Source organism: Streptomyces sp. NPDC055749, from assembly GCF_053617235.1.
Window position 1 is genome coordinate 38,766 of record NZ_JBSHFH010000031.1, and the last position, 12,450, is coordinate 51,215.

At 67.5% G+C, this 12,450-nt stretch carries 10 protein-coding genes and 1 pseudogene; 5 read left to right on the plus strand and 6 right to left on the minus strand.

From position 1 onward, the window contains the following. Positions 1-7: 7 nt before the first annotated feature. Positions 8-1,927, minus strand: a complete 1,920-nt coding sequence (locus ACWGO0_RS22855) for a regulator (RefSeq protein ID WP_453537923.1) — start codon at positions 1,925-1,927, stop codon at positions 8-10. Positions 1,928-2,195: 268 nt separating this feature from the next. On the opposite strand from ACWGO0_RS22855, the gene lipB reads away from it, so the two are divergent. The 4 genes from lipB (at position 2,196) to ACWGO0_RS22875 (ending at position 5,260) form a co-directional block, all read left to right on the plus strand. Beyond that, positions 2,196-3,023 carry a lipoyl(octanoyl) transferase LipB gene (gene lipB / locus ACWGO0_RS22860; protein ID WP_453537926.1) on the plus strand — a complete coding sequence of 276 codons (828 nt, stop codon included), beginning with the start codon at positions 2,196-2,198 and terminating at the stop codon, positions 3,021-3,023. A gap of 118 nt (positions 3,024-3,141) precedes the next feature. Further along, complete coding sequence (lipA, locus tag ACWGO0_RS22865; RefSeq protein ID WP_453537929.1) at positions 3,142-4,122, plus strand: lipoyl synthase; 981 nt, start codon at positions 3,142-3,144, stop codon at positions 4,120-4,122. Between the two features lie 210 nt (positions 4,123-4,332). Further along, on the plus strand, positions 4,333-4,533 hold the full coding sequence (locus ACWGO0_RS22870) for an SCO2195 family GlnR-regulated protein (RefSeq protein WP_453537932.1): 201 nt from the start codon (positions 4,333-4,335) through the stop codon (positions 4,531-4,533). 19 nt (positions 4,534-4,552) lie between these two features. After that, positions 4,553-5,260: a DUF4191 domain-containing protein gene (locus ACWGO0_RS22875; RefSeq protein WP_453537935.1), complete on the plus strand. Its 708-nt coding sequence runs from the start codon at positions 4,553-4,555 to the stop codon at positions 5,258-5,260. A 111-nt stretch (positions 5,261-5,371) separates the two neighbouring features. Here ACWGO0_RS22875 and ACWGO0_RS22880 read toward each other — a convergent pair whose 3' ends face one another. After that, the gene (locus ACWGO0_RS22880; protein ID WP_453537938.1) at positions 5,372-5,839 is read right to left on the minus strand and encodes an RDD family protein; all 468 of its coding nucleotides are present in this window, start codon (positions 5,837-5,839) and stop codon (positions 5,372-5,374) included. Between the two features lie 222 nt (positions 5,840-6,061). On the opposite strand from ACWGO0_RS22880, the gene glnA reads away from it, so the two are divergent. Continuing rightward, positions 6,062-7,471, plus strand: coding sequence for a type I glutamate--ammonia ligase (glnA, locus tag ACWGO0_RS22885; protein ID WP_453537941.1), 1,410 nt, complete (start codon positions 6,062-6,064; stop codon positions 7,469-7,471). A gap of 355 nt (positions 7,472-7,826) precedes the next feature. On the opposite strand, the gene ACWGO0_RS22890 is transcribed toward glnA, so the two are convergent. From ACWGO0_RS22890 to ACWGO0_RS22905, 4 genes and pseudogenes are all read right to left on the minus strand, one after another. Then, positions 7,827-8,177, minus strand: coding sequence for a hypothetical protein (locus tag ACWGO0_RS22890; protein ID WP_453537944.1), 351 nt, complete (start codon positions 8,175-8,177; stop codon positions 7,827-7,829). A 330-nt stretch (positions 8,178-8,507) separates the two neighbouring features. Then, positions 8,508-8,792: a hypothetical protein gene (locus ACWGO0_RS22895; protein ID WP_453537947.1), complete on the minus strand. Its 285-nt coding sequence runs from the start codon at positions 8,790-8,792 to the stop codon at positions 8,508-8,510. 369 nt (positions 8,793-9,161) lie between these two features. Next, positions 9,162-11,240: a restriction endonuclease gene (locus ACWGO0_RS22900; protein ID WP_453537950.1), complete on the minus strand. Its 2,079-nt coding sequence runs from the start codon at positions 11,238-11,240 to the stop codon at positions 9,162-9,164. 454 nt (positions 11,241-11,694) lie between these two features. Continuing rightward, positions 11,695-11,925: pseudogene (locus ACWGO0_RS22905) on the minus strand (transposase family protein); the annotation flags it as partial. Between the last annotated feature and the right edge of the window lie 525 nt (positions 11,926-12,450).

Here is a 12,450-nt window from a genome sequence, read left to right on the forward strand (position 1 = left end):
GGCCGGGTCAGCCGAGTGCGGCGACCCGGTCCCGGTAGTGGCGTACGGCCGCCGCGTCCCGGTACGGCTCAAGACGCCGCTCGAAGTCGCGTACGTACTCGGTGGCGCGGACCGACCGCATCTCAGATGCCTGCTGGGCGGCATCGGCGCCCAGGGAGCACGCCTGGTCGAGCTCTCCGAGCCCGAGCCGCGCGGATGCGAGGACGACCTGGCAGAACAGCCGGCTGCGGGCGTACGCCGGGGCGCGGAGCTGGAGCGAGCGCTCCGCGTGCTGGGCGGCGGCCTTGTAGTGCTGGAGGTCGCGGTGGCAGTGGCCGAACTCGTCGGCGAGCTGCGCCTCGTCGAAGTAGCGGGCCCAGTGCGGGGTCTCGTCCCCGGGCCGCGCGGTCTCCAGGGCGCGTTCCGCCCGGGCGAGCGCGGTGGTGCAGGTCCTGGCCTCGCCGAGCACTCCGTGTCCGCGGGCCTCGACCGCGTGCAGTATGGCCTGCACGACGGGCGGCGCCGACGACCCGATGCCCTGCTGGGCGACGCGCGCCAGCTGGACGGCTTCCCTGCCGTGGCCGAGATAGACCGCCTGACGGCTCATGGTCATCAGGACGTAGCTGCCGTAACCACGGTCCCCGGCTGCCTGCGCGAGCCTCAGCGCCTGTACGAAGTAGCGCTGGGCGAGGCCGTGGGCGGCGATGTCGTACGAGGTCCAGCCCGCGAGCCTGGTCAGGTCGGCGGCTGCCGAGAACAGCCGTCGGCCGGTGGCCTCGCCGTAACTCCCGCGGAGCATGGGTTCCGCCTCGTGCTCCAGGTAGCGGACGAGTGCCTGCCGTGCGTGACCGCCGCCGTAGGCGTTGTCGAGGGTGCGGAAGAGTTCGCCGACCGAGCGCAGGGCGGCGACGTCCCCGCTGCTGACCCGCTGGCCCGGACCACGATCGGTCTGCCGCTGGCGCGGCACGGTCGAGTGGGGCGGGGCGGAGGGCGCGGGGTGGGTGGGCGGCCGGGAGGCTCCGGGGCGGGCACCGTTCCGGGCGCCGCCGCCGCTGCCCTGACCGTGCACCGCGGTCGCTCCGTGCGGGGCTTGGACGCCGTGGGGGGCGTGTGTGTGGGTTCCGGTTCCGGGTGCGTGGGTTCCGGGTGCACGGGTCCCGGGTGCGTGGGTCCCCGGCGTCGGGGTCCCCGATGCGTGGATCCCCGGTGCGTAGGTTCCGGGTGCATGGGTCCCCGGTGCGTGGGTCCCGGCTGCCGGGCCGGCGAAGCCGCCGCCCGGTCCGTTCGGGCGTCCTGGGCCTCCCGGCCCTCCCGGCCCTCCCAGCCCTCCCGGCCCTGAGCCACCGGGGCCGTTTCCCCCGGGCGAACCGGCGCCCCCCGCGGCCCCTGCCACCACCCCGTGACCACCACCACTGACCGGCGACGCCCCGCCACCCACCGACGCCCCCGCCCCGGCGGCACCACGGGACGCGGCGGGCACAGGCGGCGGCTCGGCGCCTCCCACCCACTCGTCGGCACGCCCGATCAGCCAGTCCCGGCTGGGCACGACAAGCCCGGCCGGGGTGAACGCGATCTTCCGTAACTCCGCGTGGCTTCCCGAGTCCTTCCGCCACAGCCCGCTGACGATGTCCACCGCCTCGGCGGGTGTCGCCGCGAACTCCAGACCGGCGTAGACGGGAGCACAGGCATCGAGCCCCAGGTCCTGGGCCGAGAGCCGGCGCCCCAGCCGTCGGGTGAAGACCTCGGCGATCAGCGCGGGAGTGGTGCCTCGCGGCTGCTGGCCACGCAGCCAGCGGGTCACGGAGGTCTTGTCGTACCGCAGATCGAGGCCGTGCTCCAGGCCGAGTTGATCAACCCGGCGGGCCAGGCCCGCATGGGAGAAACCGGCTTCGGCGATGAGCGCGGCGAGCCGGCGGTTGGGGGTGCGCTGCGGAGGTCGTTCCGACATCAGCTGTAGGGTCTCCTGCCTTCGGGGCCGGGCGGGCAGCCCTTATGGAACGGCGCGAATTTAGCGGCCCCGGCCGCACCCCCGGCCACCTTCGCCCCACATTCATCCGATCGTGTGAGGATTGCCGGTGGTGCTGACGGAAATGACCTGCCGGGCTGTCCCGACGAGAGCGGTCGTACAGTGGCTGAGGGCGCACATCAGTGCATGGTGACGTGGTTCCGGGGACACCCCCCGGCCCTCCGGCACCGCTAGTAGGGAGGCACCTGAAGTGAGTGAGCTGCGGTTTGTCCGTCTGGGGTTCGGCGAGGATTCCGTCGAGTACCAGGAGGCATGGCAGAAGCAGCGCGAGGTGCACGCCGCCCGGTTCGAGGACACGGTCCCCGACACGTGTCTGCTCCTTGAGCACCCGCCCGTCTACACGGCGGGCCGGCGCACGGCTGACAACGAGCGCCCCCTGGACGGCACGCCGGTCATCGACGTCGACCGCGGCGGCAAGATCACCTGGCACGGCCCCGGGCAGCTCGTCGGCTACCCCATCCAGAAGCTTCCGCGCCCGGTCGACGTCGTCGCGCATGTGCGCCGCCTGGAGGACGCGCTGATCCGTACGGCCGCCGAGTTCGGTGTGGAGACCTCCCGGGTCGAGGGCCGCAGCGGTGTCTGGGTCCTGGGTGACCCGGTCGAGGAGCGGGCGTCGCTCGGCGGACTCTCCCTCGACTTCGACCCCCGCCTCCAGGACGAGGAGTTCGACCCCCGGATGAACGGCCCGGAGTACGCGCCGTCCAACGCGGGCCAGCGCCGCGAGGACCGCAAGCTCGCCGCCATCGGCATCCGGGTCGCCAAGGGTGTGACCATGCACGGCTTCGCGCTCAACGTGAATCCGGACAACACCTGGTTCGACCGGATCGTGCCGTGCGGCATCCGGGACGCGGGCGTCACCTCACTCGCGTACGAACTGGGCCGTGACGTGACGATCGCGGACGTCCTCCCGGTCGTGGAGAGGCACCTCAGGGAGGTCCTGGAGAACGCGGCACTCGCACCCCGGGCCGTCGAAGCCCCGCAGGCCGCCGTGCAGGCCCCCGTCCAGGCCTCCGCCTAGCGGTCGGGGAATAGGCCCCGTCGGCCCCAGGTTGGCCAGACGTAAAGCCGTTCTAACTACGGGCGTACCCTGGTGTTCGCCGAAGATTCGAATGCAGCGAAAGCAAAGGGGAGCCGGAGTGTCCGCTGTCGCACCGGACGGGCGCAAGATGCTGCGCCTGGAGGTCCGGAACAGCCAGACCCCCATCGAGCGCAAGCCCGAGTGGATCAAAACGCGGGCGAAGATGGGCCCCGAGTACACGCAGATGCAGAAACTCGTGAAGAGCGAGGGCCTGCACACCGTGTGCCAGGAGGCCGGCTGTCCGAACATCTACGAATGCTGGGAAGACCGTGAGGCCACGTTCCTCATCGGTGGTGACCAGTGCACCCGGCGCTGTGACTTCTGTCAGATCGACACGGGCAAGCCCGCCGACCTCGATCTCGACGAGCCGCGCCGCGTCGGCGAGTCCGTCGTCACGATGGACCTGAACTACGCCACCATCACCGGCGTCGCACGCGACGACCTGGAGGACGGCGGAGCGTGGCTGTACGCGGAGACCGTCCGCCAGATCCACGGCCTGACCGCGGAGCGGGAGGCGGGCGCCACCAAGGTGGAGCTGCTGATTCCCGACTTCAACGCCGAGCCCGCACAGCTCGCCGAGGTCTTCTCCTCGCGCCCCGAGGTGCTGGCGCACAACGTCGAGACGGTCCCGCGGATCTTCAAGCGGATTCGTCCCGGGTTCCGTTACGAGCGCTCCCTGGAAGTCATCACGCGGGCCCGCGAGGCCGGCCTCGTGACGAAGTCCAACCTGATCCTCGGCATGGGCGAGACCCGCGAGGAAGTCAGTGAGGCGCTCCAGGACCTGCACGACGCAGGTTGCGAGCTCATCACGATTACGCAGTACCTGCGGCCGTCCGTGCGGCACCACCCGGTCGAGCGCTGGGTGAAGCCGCACGAGTTCGTGGAGCTGAAGGACGAGGCCGACGCGATCGGTTACTCCGGCGTGATGTCGGGTCCGCTCGTGCGCTCCTCGTACCGTGCGGGACGCCTCTTCCAGCAGGCGATCGAGCGGCGCAAGGCGCTGGCGGCGACGCCCGCGGACACCGCACCCGCTGTGTGAAACCGAGCACAAGCAGCTACTGAGCGGTAAAGACCGGTTCGACGCGGCCCATACGCTCCCCGCAGGTCGGGGACGCGTATGGGCCGCGTCGGCGTGCGCGGCGCCGGAATCAAGGGTTCATTGGTGTTTGACCGACCGGTCATGCGCTGGTAACACCAAGCAGTGACCCTGGGTACACGTGCAGCAGCAGCTCCGAGAGGGAATCCCACCATGCAGGCCGTGCCGGTACGCGCCAACGCCATCCCGTCCGTCACCAGCGCCCTCCGTGCCGTCGAGTCGCTGCTGCTGAGCAGCGGCCAGCGCACCGCCCGTCGCAACGCCTGGACGGCGGTCCTGGAGGACCGCCGCAGGGCGAAGGACCGGGTCGACGCCCAGCATGTACTGGAGGCCGTGGCCGACCACCGTTCTTAGGCCACGTAAACTTCAGTACATGGCGAGGAAGGCAAACACTGAAGGCGCGGACAGCGCCGAGAACGCGGGGCGACTCAAGCAGATCGCCCTGACCTACAAGATGACCAGGCGGACCGACCCCAAGATCGGTCTCGTCCTCGCGGGTGTGGGAATCGTCACCTTCGGTGTCCTCCTCGCGATCGGTTTCTTGATCGGCCACCCCATCTACGCGGGCATCCTGGGCTTCGTTCTGGCCCTCCTCGCGATGGCGATCATCTTCGGACGGCGCGCCGAGAAGGCGGCCTTCGGGCAGATGGAGGGGCAGCCCGGCGCGGCAGCGGCCGTACTGGACCGGGTCGGCCGTGGCTGGACCACGACTCCCGCGGTCGCGATGAACCGCAGCCAGGACGTCGTCCACCGTGCCGTGGGCAAGGCGGGCATCGTGCTGGTCGCCGAGGGCAACCCGAACCGGGTGAAGAGCCTGCTGGCGGCCGAGAAGAAGCGGATGGCCCGCATCGTGGTGGACGTGCCGGTGCACGACATCATCGTGGGCGACGGCGAGGGTCAGACGCCCCTGAAGAAGGTGCGCACCAAGATGCTGAAGCTCCCCAGGGTGCTGACCGGCCCGCAGGTCACGGCGGCCAACGACCGGCTCCGGGCGATGGGCGACCTGATGAGCAACATGCCGCTGCCGAAGGGTCCGATGCCGAAGGGCATGCGGATGCCGCGCGGCGGAAAGATGCGCTGACCCCCTACGCCCTAACAGCCCCGTACCTCTACCTCGTACAAGGAGGGGCGGCTCAGGACCCACCGGTCCGAGCCGCCCCTCCTTTCTGTTCTACGTCTCTGTTTACGTCTCTCAGGTCCGGACCTGTACGGCGCGGGCCAGCCGGTCGTGGAGGCCGCGGCCGTCGCGGTCCCAGACCAGGGGCGGGACGACCAGGAGGAGCAGCACGCTGCGGAGGATCACTCGCCCGGCGCCCAGCCGCTCGCCGTTCTCCGCGACGACCCGCAGGCCCAGGATGCGCTTGCCGGGCGTACTGCCGACGGTTGTGACGGTCAGCACACTCATGACGAGGAAGACGAAGAGAGCCCAGTTTCCCGCCGCCTGCTGGTCACCGCGAGCGAGCAGCCCGTATGCGATCACCATGCACAGGGCCCAGTCGATGAAGACCGCCCCGAAGCGCCGGCCCCACGGGGCCACGGACCCCGGCCCCTGTTCGGGCAGCCCCAGCCGCTTTCCCCGGTAGCCGAAGTCGACACCCATGTCCTCGGCCGCCGCACGGGGCCCGTACAGCCACGATCCGATTACTTGCCTGTTGTCCACCCGTCCACGGTACTGGGCCCGTGTTTGGACGCGGCCGGGCGGGGCACGGAAAACGTCGCTGAGGTGCCGCGCCCACTTCGCCCGGTTAACTTGGGCGAAACAAATGGGTCATGCTTGAGAAATCCCGTCTGCCTATGGTCGGGTCCAGCGTGTGCCACCGCACTGGCCGCACGACAGAGCTGCAACCCCGCCCTTCTCCGGGTCGGGAGTAGGAGGAGTTGGATGTTCCAGAACGCCGACGACGTGAAGAAGTACATCGCCGACGAAGACGTCAAGTTCATCGACGTCCGGTTCTGCGACCTGCCCGGAGTGATGCAGCACTTCACCATCCCGGCGGCGGTCTTCGACCCGACCGAGGAGCTCGCGTTCGACGGCTCGTCGATCCGCGGTTTCCAGGCCATCCACGAGTCCGACATGGCGCTCCGCGCGGACCTCTCGACCGCCCGTGTCGACCCGTTCCGCCGCGACAAGACCGTCAACATCAACTTCTTCATCCACGACCCGATCACGGGCGAGCAGTACAGCCGTGACCCGCGGAACGTGGCCAAGAAGGCCGAGGCGTACCTCGCCTCCACCGGCATCGCCGACACCGCGTACTTCGGTCCCGAGGCGGAGTTCTACGTCTTCGACAACGTCCGCTTCCAGACGTCGGCGAACGAGAGCTTCTACCACATCGACTCCGAGGCCGGCGCCTGGAACACCGGTTCCGAGGACAACAACCGCGGCTACAAGGTCCGCTACAAGGGCGGCTACTTCCCGACCCCGCCGGTCGACCACTTCGCCGACCTTCGTGCCGAGATCTCCCTGGAGCTGGACAAGAACGGCCTCCAGGTCGAGCGCCAGCACCACGAGGTCGGCACCGCCGGCCAGGCGGAGATCAACTACAAGTTCAACACGCTGCTCGCCGCGGCCGACGACCTGATGCTCTTCAAGTACATCGTGAAGAACGTCGCCTGGCGCAACGGCAAGACCGCGACCTTCATGCCGAAGCCGATCTTCGGCGACAACGGCTCGGGCATGCACGTCCACCAGTCCCTGTGGGCCGGCGGCGAGCCGCTCTTCTACGACGAGCAGGGTTACGCGGGCCTGTCTGACATGGCGCGCTACTACATCGGCGGCATCCTGAAGCACGCCCCGTCGCTGCTGGCGTTCACCAACCCGACGGTGAACTCCTACCACCGCCTGGTCCCCGGCTTCGAGGCCCCGGTCAACATGGTCTACTCGCAGCGCAACCGCTCCGCCGCGATGCGCATCCCGATCACGGGCTCCAACCCGAAGGCCAAGCGCGTCGAGTTCCGCGCCCCGGACCCGTCCTCGAACCCGTACCTCGCCTTCTCGGCGCTGCTGATGGCGGGCCTGGACGGCGTCAAGAACAAGATCGAGCCGGCCGAGCCGATCGACAAGGACCTCTACGAGCTGGCCCCCGAGGAGCACGCGAGCGTCCAGCAGGTCCCGACCTCCCTCCCGGCCGTCCTGGACGCCCTGGAGGCGGACCACGACTACCTCCTCGCGGGCGGCGTCTTCACGCCCGACCTGATCGAGACGTGGGTCGACTACAAGCGCGTGAACGAGATCGCCCCGATCCAGCTGCGCCCGCACCCGCACGAGTTCGAGCTGTACTTCGACATCTAAACCGCGGGGTCGGGTGACCAGGGCCTAAGCCCTGGAAACAGGCTGTGACCTGCGAAAACTCTTCTCAGTAGTTCTCACTGTCACCGCTTGCTTCCACCCCCTTGTGCACCGAGTGTGCACCGCCCGGCCAATTCACTGACTTGATGTCAGAAACGCCAGGGAGGGCCGCTACCCCATAGTCGGGGTAGCGGCCCTCGCTGGCTTGGTCAGGCTCTTTCTACGGCGGCAGCCTTCGTGGTCTCCCAGTAGCGGGGTGGGTCGGTGACCTGCGGCGATCATTGCTGAAGGTCCTGACCTGGGGCACGGTCACAGCCGGTGCGGCACGCAGATCGCTGCCTTGCGGGTGACATAGGAATCAGGCTCCGTACCGGCTACGTAGATCCCCGGTGATCTGCGACAAAAGCGCCGTCGAGTGCTGTGGTGCCATGTCAGCGACCGGAAGCTCCATCTGAGGGTCGTAGGCAGTCAGCCCGGTCTCCTTCTCTACGATCGCCGAGAGAGCGAAGACCTTGCCGAGTGCAGCGCTGGCGGCTTCCCCAGCATGCCAGTACGGCACAGTGATGCTGACTTCGTCGCCGAAGACCGACAGATCGATACCGGTGCCTGAGTGGCTCAGATCGCGCGACTCCTGCTCGTATTCCGTGATGTCGACGTCACCCAACAGAGTCCGGGCTTGCGGCACTATGCGCTGCCAGGCTTCGAGCAACCTGGCAGGGATTGGTGCGTTGTCCTCGGCTGCGTCCTATAGCACGTCCAGGACCTCTTCCCAGGACTGCCCGTCGCGCCGGCTCAGGAAGTATATGTCGTAGCTCATTACGTGATGGTAGGGAGCCGCCCGGCCTGAAGCCAGGACTTGACGATCGGCCCCGAAAGGCGATGGAGGGGGAGGGCCCTGAGCTTGGGAAGGGGACTGACCTGCGGCAACCATGCCACTGGGGCTCTACCGAACCGCTTCCGTTTATCCCGCAGTGACCGCTGCTGACCGGTTGTTCTGGTGCCAATCTGGCGCGCTGTGGTGCGACCTCGGTGGGTCGTTTCAGTCCTCCGAGGCGGCTCGGGTCGGCGCTTCCCCTTCCTCACCGCCCATGGCCTCGCGAAGGCGCTGCTTCGCCGCGGCTAGGCATTCACTGTAGTCGGGCATGAAGATTTCGCTGAGCGTCTTGTCGAGTGTCCCGGAAATGGCGTAGATCGCAGACCAGACCGAGCGGTCCTTCACGATGGAGCGCAGGTCGTCGGACTTGAACATGGCCTCGTAGAGCCAGTCAGACAGGACGAACGCTTGATCGCGCGTGAGCTTGATGACCACCGGTTCTTCATCCACGCGGACAGGGTAGTTGTTGGCGGCCGGCAGCAACGTGCGGGTGGGCTCCCAGCCCGATGCGACACCCGGTCGGTGTCTGTCTGCTGTCGTCCCTGCCAGTAGCCGCAGTTCCCCGTGGGTCCTCGCCCCTTCTGGCGCGGTTGTGGCACGGGGAACCGGTCGCACTATGGTCCTACAAGGACACTGGCGAGCATGATCGGCTGCTGAGGTTGTGGTACTTCGCTGCTCTACCGCAACCTCCGAGCAGCGCAGTGAGGAACGCTGCGGCGGCCGCGTAGGCACTAATGATTACGGTGCAGGGAGCTGACGCCAGCACCATCACGGTCATCACTGGCTCGGCCGCATTGAGGGTCATGCGTCGGCAGGACGCTAAGCCACATCGATGCCGTACTCCTGTACCAGTTCCTCCAAGCCACCTCGGTAACCCTTGCCTCCGGTGACGAACTCCCAGTCGCCGTTTGAGCGGCGGCGAAAGGACCCCAGTACGAGCGCAGTCTCGTTGGCGCGGCCGTCGGAGACTTCCAACTGGTCGAGTTGGGCTCCCTCGGAGTCCAACAGCCGAATACCGGCGTCGGCGAATCCGGACAGGTCGGCCGTAGGGTTGGCGACAGGATCGACCGCGGCGATGACGACGATCCGGTCAGCTCGCGCCGGTAGGGCATCGAAGGTGACTTGGATGGCGGCTCGGTCCGGCGCGACGGGGATGAGGGCACGGACCGTGCCGTCGGGCGTCCGTGGGTTGTTGAAAAAAACGAAGTGGTCGTCGTCCAGAACACGGTTGCCGTGACAGACGAGCGCGCACACGTCTAGGGCGACGCTGCCCGACCAGTACATGCCCAACATGTTGTAGTCATCCGTGCTGGCCTCACTGTCCGATGCTGTCCGCTGGGCGGGTACCGTGCGTGCGCCGCTACCCAGGCGTCCGCGTAGTCCGTGGCGGTGTAGCAGATCGACAAGCTCGGAGCCTGCTACCAGTTCCAAAGGCTTGCCATTGGCGAAGGTGTGCGAGCCGGGGCCGAAACCGGACGTTGTGACCAGAACACCCTTGTTCGCGCCGGCATCCTGGACGGTTCCGTACAAGTCGCGGACGGCTGTGGGGGGCACGGTGTTGCGGTAGCGCTTGACCTGTACGACGATCTTGCCGCCGCGAATGGGGGTCGGGTCCAGCGCATCGACGTCCACGCCGCCGTCGTTCGAGCGCTGTGTGGTCACGGCCTGCATGCCCATGGCACGGAAGAGATCTGCGACTAGCGCTTCGAAGGCGATGGGATCCATCTCGTACAGATCCGGTTCGTCGTCGCCTCCATGGGTGACGACCCCGTTACCGACGTCTTCGGGAACCCGGCCGGGCCGCACGGGCGCGTACTGATCGGGGCGCGCCGACAGCTGCCCCCGAAGTCCGTCTACCAGGCAGTTGACAGCGTTCACCTGTTCCAGATGCAGCGCGGCAAAAGTCGAACGCGAAGCCATGACGGTGCCGAGGAAGATGGGTGCCCGTCTGCCTGTCGTCGGGTCGTGATCGTCCACGAACCCGTTCAGCGCGACCGATTCCAGCGCACCGAACTCGTCGGCAGCGAAAAGATCACGCAGAACCAACAGGAGACACTGCGCGAGTACGTCCCTGTATAGGGAGCGGCGCTGCGTGGCCGGTCGGGGTGACTCCTTTTCCTGATCGGCGTTGATCATGTAGCGCACCGACTTCGCCTCCGGGACGACGTCGTATTTGGGCAGCTCCCAGTTCAGTACCAATTGGCGTGCACCGGAGTCGTACGCTGCGGATACCTGACGGGGTAGGTCCTCGGGCCATCCGTTCGAGGCGTAGAGGGCAGCTGAGAAATACTCCACCGCGGCGTCGGGATCTCCGTTGCGAAGCCCTACAGTCATCTCTGCGATGTTGGCGTTGTGCCGTCGGATCTCGCCCAGCTGGATTTCGGCCCACTGCTGGTACTGCATCTGGTAGGCGGCCAACTGGTGCTGACGCTGTGCTTCCGCAGCATGTGCGGCCTGCCAGTCACGTTCGAACCTGGAGCGAGTCTCCGCCTGGGCCTGAGCTCGCCGTGTGGCTGTCCAGCCACCCTGCGGCTGGTATTGGTTCGGGTCCGGCATGCGGATGGGGTGCGCGAGCTGTCCAGGCGAGAATGCCTCGATCTGCTCCGCCCGAGTCAGCGCGACGGCCCGGAACGCCGGAGCCCGGCATCCTGCCGCCAAAAGACCCTGCAACGACTCAACTCGTGCGTCAAGATCTTCCGTGCGCCGTCGGGCCTCCGCCTCGCGCTGCTCCCGGTAGGCCGCTCTCTGCTCGCGGTGGCTGCGCGCGACCTCTCGCTGGTAGGAGCGTTGTTGTCTCTCCTGGTCTCGCTGGTATCTGGCTTGCGCCTCTTGTTGACGTTGCTGTTGGCGCTGCGCTTCAGCCCAGACACCGACCAACCCATTGGAGCGACGACTCATGCTCTACAGGCCCTCCCCACCAGAGACTCGGCATACGTGCACCAAGGCCTGGCCCTATAACCAGCAGTGATGAGGTGACTCTAGTCGGCAACCATCGACGCGCCCATCCACTTGGCACAGATGGTCGATGTCTCCCGGCGCGCGGCATCCACTTGCCCACCCGATCCGTCAGAGGAAAGCATGCCAACCGCCAGGGACTTGGCACCCTTTCAGCTCTACGACGACGAACCCAAGAGCCGGCGCCGCAGAGGCGTCCCCATGCCCGCGCTGTGCATCGCGCCACTGCGCTGGCACCGCCTACGGCAGCGGACCATGATCGGGCCCGCACCTCTTCCCTAATGCCCTCTGCCGGATTCGAACCTGCGACACCCGCTTTAGAAAGATCGAGCTCAGGCAGCCTGGAGGCACTTCGCCACAGAAGGACACGACTACGTCGGACTGCTCGGAGCCGCTTGTGCAGGCGGGCGATTCCGAGCATGGCGTGGTGGACGCCGTCGCCCTTGAGGCGGCAGTCGCGAAGGATCTTCCAGGTCTTCATACGGGCGAAAACGTGCTCGACGCGGGCGCGGACCTGCTTGTGGGACTTGTTGTGGGCCTGTTTCCAGTCGGGCAGCTCTTCGCCTCTGCGGCGACGGTGGGGCATCACGAGCCCGGTGCCCGGATAGCCGCCGTCGGCGATCGTCATGGGTCACGTGATCCGGCCCGCGTTATCCGATCCGCTCCGAACTGCACTGACATGGGTGTGGGCGTTCGGTACGGCCGTAGGACTCGCCATGGTCGGCCTTCTCGCTCAAGGCGAGTGCTCAGCTGATCAGGACTTCCTGACGCACCCCGTCATGACTACTCACCCCATCGAAATCGGACCTGCCGAAATCGGCTCTGCCGGTCTGGCGCGCCACCTCCCATAGGGACAGTTCGCCGAGCACTGCACTGCCCTGCGGCGCCCGACGAACCCAACCTCGGCGAGTCGCACCGAGGGCGGCCGTCACCGTTGCGACGGGGACTACCCCGTCGCCAGTGCTGCCGCAGTCCGCGTAACCCCAAGTAGCCGCCTGCTGCCCGAGTGGAAGGCTCACAACCTCCCTCCCCACCTCGTCGCGGCCGTGGATCTCACCCACAAGCAGGAGGCCCTTCTTGGCTGAGCCGTACGACCGCTGGCACAAGAAACGTCCGCAACCCAGCGACAAGAAATGCAAGACTCACAGCAAGG